At 42.3% G+C, this 1,013-nt stretch carries 2 protein-coding genes; both read left to right on the plus strand.

The window, feature by feature from the left end:
- On the plus strand, positions 1-464 hold a 464-nt coding region (locus A3762_RS00645; RefSeq protein WP_197468902.1), incomplete at its 5' end, for a protein adenylyltransferase SelO family protein.
- Positions 465-746: 282 nt separating this feature from the next.
- Positions 747-1,013: GNAT family N-acetyltransferase (locus A3762_RS00650; protein ID WP_156493092.1), on the plus strand; the 267-nt coding region annotated here is incomplete at its 3' end.

Below are 1,013 nucleotides of genomic sequence, written 5' to 3' on the forward strand. Positions count from 1 at the left end.
GTTTAGAAAGTGTCGAGCCTTCATTAGTGAAGCAACTTATTCGCCTAATGGAACTCACGCCTGTCGACTACACCCTATTCTTCCGTGAGCTCTCGAACATCCCCGAAGACAGCTCAGCACTGCACAAGAGTTTTTACAGCGAGCCAGCAAACAGTTTGATGGATGAATGGAATCTTTGGTTTGATCAATGGAAAGCCGCGCTGAGCGCATCGGCAAAAGAGCCATCTCAAATTGCTCAAGAAATGAAACAGGTGAACCCGAAATACATCTGGCGTGAATGGCTCATTGTTCCGGCCTATCAACAAGCAGAAGCTGGTGATTACTCGCTGATTCACGAGCTACAGGAGATACTGTCTAACCCTTACGACGAACAATCAAAAGAGATTGAAGACAAGTATTATCAACTCAGGCCACGCGAGTACTTCCACGCTGGCGGCGTATCGCATTACAGTTGTTCGTCTTAGGTGAAAAGCTATTTTCAGATTAGTGCGTCGCAAGACGCATATAAAGACAAACACTCTTTAAAATCACCCAAATATTTGAATTTATTTGCATTTTCAAAGAAGAATAAAAACAGAAATATACGTCGCAAGACGTACTTTTCTCAGAACAACTTTGTGTTTAGGATATAAAACTCAGGCATGATTGGGCCAGCCAATTAAGCGAGGAACAGCCATCAAAATGTATATGCGTCGTAAACAAGCGCGTCGCGAGACACAGAATTAACTGTTATGGCTCAAAAGGATATGAACTATGAACTAATTAATTCGCCATCACCTGAATTAGTAAAAGAGCTAACTAGTAACTTTTTCGCATATTCAAAAAGTAAGCTTCCAAACTTACCGCCAGAATCAGAAGACAAAATATTCATGGTAAGTGCACGCTCACAGTCAGGAGAATTAATTGGTGGTATTCTCGCAAACTGTTACTGGGATGGCCTCGAAATAGATACTGTCTGGGTTTCGGGCAAAGAACGAGGTAACGGTTTAGGTTCAGAGCTGGTAAGTAAAGCA

The organism is Oleiphilus sp. HI0125, from assembly GCF_001635355.1.